Source organism: Pseudomonas asuensis (assembly GCF_014646755.1).
Lineage (GTDB): Bacteria > Pseudomonadota > Gammaproteobacteria > Pseudomonadales > Pseudomonadaceae > Chryseomonas > Chryseomonas asuensis.
In genome coordinates, this window is sequence record NZ_BMNW01000043.1 from 1 (window position 1) to 3941 (window position 3941).

Here is a 3941-nt window from a genome sequence, read left to right on the forward strand (position 1 = left end):
GACAGTTTGGTTACGTGAACGTACGCTTTCGTGGCCTGATGAAAAACACCGCTCAGCTGACCACGTTGTTCGCGCTGTCGAACCTGTGGATGGCTCGCCGACATGTGCTAACGAATGCGGGAGAGGTGCGCCTGTAATAAGCCAAACCCGGCTGAAAGGCCCGATCAAGTCAATGAAAGGCCACTGAACGCACTAAAATAGCTGCGCTTTGACCTATTCGGGCTGTTTTTGCATGGGTCCGACGGGATGCTCGGCGATTCCTCACTAATACGCCGCTACTTCAGACCGTCCCTAAGTCTATTTGCATATTTAAAAGTTTGAGTTTATCCACATAGAGCGTTTTGTTAGTGGTACGGGGGAGTTTCATCGTTCGGCCAACTCTTATATGCGGCCACCTGATTACACACCTTTTCGCCATGCTGCTCTGCTTCCGGCCGAGCCAGGTGAGAGCCAGACCGTAACCGTCGCCATAAGCAGACCTGGGCTTCCTGAAGCTGATTGGATACAGGTAGGAGAAGGTGTAGCGACCTACGATGTAGATCGGTAAGAACCATGAATTCAGCTGTCGGTGCAGCTGCTCATTCTGTTGAGCGCTGCTAGCTGAAACGAATGGCTTCCAGATTGTACACAGGTCATCTATTAGGATGATTTCCTATTGACGTAAGCCAGAGGCTTCGTGACTATAAGAATTCATACCTTTTTGCTCAGAAATATAAGAAATCTGCGCAAACTATAAGAAATCCGTGCATGAAGAAAACTATCGAGTATCTTGGCTACGCCTGGCTGCAACATACTTATGGCCTGAATATCCCAGCACTGTCACGGGTAGCACAACTGGGCCCCAGACAGGCTTTTACACGTGGCGCAGGTTATGACATTGAGGTATTCCCTCGCAGCTACGCGCGCCAGCCGGCCGCTATTGAGCATATGGTGTTTGCCTTAACCCATGAAGGTGTAAACCTGAGTTGCCTTGAAAGAGCCTTTCAGATCCAAGAGATACGCGATGAGCTGACACAGGCGCTTAAAGAGAAACCATCCAGTGGTTATCTGCGGCGACTATGGTTTATCTGTGAGGAAGTAGCTGGGCACCGTCTGGCCCTCGATGATGCGCTTGCCAATGTGCCCTATGAGGATCTCATTCCAGCAGAGCGTTATTTTGTCGGTCCTTCTCAAAATGTACGTCGCTATAAAGTAAGGGACAACTTGTTCGGTACGCCTAGGCTGTCAGTCCTGATTGAGCTATCAAGCGTGCCGGATACGCTCACAAACGACGCAATACAGCAGCGGATGCATGATGAAATAGCTGGCTTTCCTACAGCTGCTCTGGCTCGCGCTGCACTGTATATCATGACCTCAGAGACCCGCAGCTCCTATGCGATTGAGCAGGAGAGGGCTGCTCCGGATCGGATCCACCGATTTATCAGACTTCTGGAGCATGCAGGCACTAGAGTTCTGACAGAGGAAATGCTTCTTGATATCCACCGTATAGCAGTTGGTAAAGACAGGCCTGACCCGTCTGTTGGGGCATTTCGCTATGAGCAAAACTGGCTAGGGCGAGGGGACTTCATTAACCTTTTACCGCCGCCCCCAGAGCGAGTACCTGAGCTTATGGAACGATGGTTTGAGATGCATGAACGTATCCAGACTAGTAATGCGCCAGCTATCGTGAAAGCTAATGCCATTGCGCATAGCTTCATTTATATTCATCCCTTCATGGACGGTAATGGGCGCCTTTCTCGGTTCTTGATGCAGGATGTGTTGGCAAGTGAGGGGCTACGTGTAAAAGGGATTATCCTGCCGCTCTCTGCCGGTCTGCAGACCAAGCTTGAGGCCTACATACAGAGCTTGGATAGCCTATCCACAAGGCTAATGTCTGCTATCCAATATGAGCAGAACTACCTGGGAGAGCCGCCTGAACTCGTCCGTGACAATACGCACCTGTTTACCCACCTTGATTTGACTGAGCAGCAGGCGCCGCTCAATAGCAGTGCTGAGCTCGTACTGAGTACGTTGTTACATGATGAGCTTACATATCTGGTTGCCCGAGATGCTTTGAAAGAAAGGCTCAACACAGAGCTTGATTTAAGTAATCGGGATCTTGAGCTGCTGATCGCTGTGCTTTATCAGAATGGCGGAAAGGTTTCGAAAACGAAGCGGCAGAGTCATTTTGCTCTATTAAACGACCAGGAGGTACTCATCGCTGAAGAGGCTTTCGACTCGATAGTTGCTGTTCCCGGTGAGGCAGAATCATCCTGGGCGCCAGAGCCTTGAATACACTGGCTTGCCAGCAGGCTAGATGAGATTACTGATAGGGACGTATTTTATTAATCAGGAAGGGAGCGTTGACGCGTTCCAACATTCAGTTCTAAGCAATATCAGCTATCCCTACCTCCTCCCAACATCAACAGCCGTAGGGGATGAGCTGGATATCTCAAGGTTACCGCTACGATAGCTTTCTGGCTTAAACCTATTTGTATTTATATCGAAGGCGATCGCTACAAAGAAGTCCCATGTCGAGTCGTACTGATGAAGAGGTAGTGCCTCATAGATATCAATATTGCTTTCTCGATATACAGCAAGCTCCGTTTCAAATTCATCCAGATGCTTGAAACTGAACCGGTCTGGTGACCCTTTGGGTACACGGCCTTTTTGAAAGGCGTCAACTCATGTGAGCGAAACGACTCTAGGGCGCGTACTTGGCTCTCAAAGTCAGGATGGCCTGGGAAAGGGCGAGTTACATAATGAAGCGCGACTGGCTTCGCGCTTCGCCATTCTACGAACACACAGATGTATCCATTCATGGGAATTCTCTTTGGGTGATCAGGTGCCATAGGCGTCAAGCATTGGTAGCTCTTCGCTAACTTCAGCCTCTGTCGGGAATAACATGCCCATCTGTTCGATTAGACCTTCGGATGTGCTCTTACGAAGGTTAGCTGGATCAAGCTCGCTACCTTCAAGATAGCCCTGGGAAAGCTTTCGTCTCCAATTCCCCAGTACATGCGCCGGGGTGTACCACACCTCGCGCTGCTCAAGAGTAAGCGTATTACCCAAAATAATGATGGCAGGGATGTGCATCAGGGTAAGTTGAAGATATGCCATGTGTACCGCCCGGGAGTCGACGTCCTGAGCAACGACATGAAGGTTTTGCTGATAATTGATGCCCATATGATGGAAGGTATCAGCCATCGCGATGATCATGGCGCCAGCACCGCACGCCGGCTCATGGACCGTCACGTAACCGCGTTGGTTAATTACCTGTTGTAGCTCATCAGCATCCCTGAATTTCATTTGTGCCATGAGGCGACAAACTTCATAAGGGGTAAAAAAACTTGAACTGACCCCAAAAAGTTGGACACAACCTTCGGGGGTTTCTTTATGGCGAAATACTCGCTTCAGTTCAAACTCATGGTCGTCAGGGATTACCTCGAAAGCGCTGATGGCTTCAGCAGGGTTTCACATCGGCACAATGTAGAGAGAGGCCTAGTCCGCTCTTGGGTTGCGGCGTTTCAGCATCATGGCGAAGCAGGCCTTACGCCCACGCGGACCCACTACAGTATGGCCTTTAAGCTCGCTGTTCTTAAGCGCATCTACAAAGAGAGCTTGTCTTATCGTCAGGCGGCTGCGCTATTCAATATTGCTAACAAATCAAGTGTCATGCATTGGCAGCAGCAATACGAGCGAGGCGGTCTACCCGCTCTGACACGCAAGCGACGAGGAGCTGACGTGAAAGCGCACAAGGCTTCTGCCATCAAAACTCTTAATGGTTCAACTAACACTGGGCAAGCACTTATCGATGAGATCGTGAGGTTGCAGCTGGAAAATGCCTATCTGAAACGAGCTAAAAGCCTTGGCTCAACGCCGACAACCCTTAGCGCTCGTGAGAAGACACAGATCGTGATAGCGCTCCGGCAGCACTACCCACTGGCCTGCCTACTCAAGTC

Annotated in this window: 3 protein-coding genes and 1 pseudogene; 3 read left to right on the forward strand and 1 reads right to left on the reverse strand. The window is 50.1% G+C overall.

Annotated elements, in window-relative coordinates; genetic code table 11:
• Positions 1–137: pseudogene (locus IEX86_RS24390) on the forward strand (IS5/IS1182 family transposase); the annotation flags it as partial.
• Between the two features lie 610 nt (positions 138–747).
• Entirely contained in the window at positions 748–2271 is a 1524-nt protein-coding gene (locus IEX86_RS24395; protein WP_188868737.1) for a Fic family protein, read from the forward strand.
• A gap of 549 nt (positions 2272–2820) precedes the next feature.
• On the opposite strand, the gene IEX86_RS24400 is transcribed toward IEX86_RS24395, so the two are convergent.
• Positions 2821–3438 (reverse strand): N-6 DNA methylase, encoded by a 618-nt coding sequence (locus tag IEX86_RS24400; protein WP_308423917.1) that lies wholly within the window; start codon positions 3436–3438, stop codon positions 2821–2823.
• Here IEX86_RS24400 and IEX86_RS24405 point away from each other — a divergent pair.
• A partial coding sequence (locus IEX86_RS24405; RefSeq protein ID WP_188868739.1) for a helix-turn-helix domain-containing protein occupies positions 3376–3941 on the forward strand: 566 nt, incomplete at its 3' end. The genes IEX86_RS24400 and IEX86_RS24405 overlap by 63 nt on opposite strands.

What these genes read in the sequence shown, in the direction of transcription:
- IEX86_RS24395 (WP_188868737.1), top strand. Translation starts at nt 748, where the DNA reads ATGAAGAAAACTATCGAGTATCTTGGCTACGCCTGGCTGCAACATACT.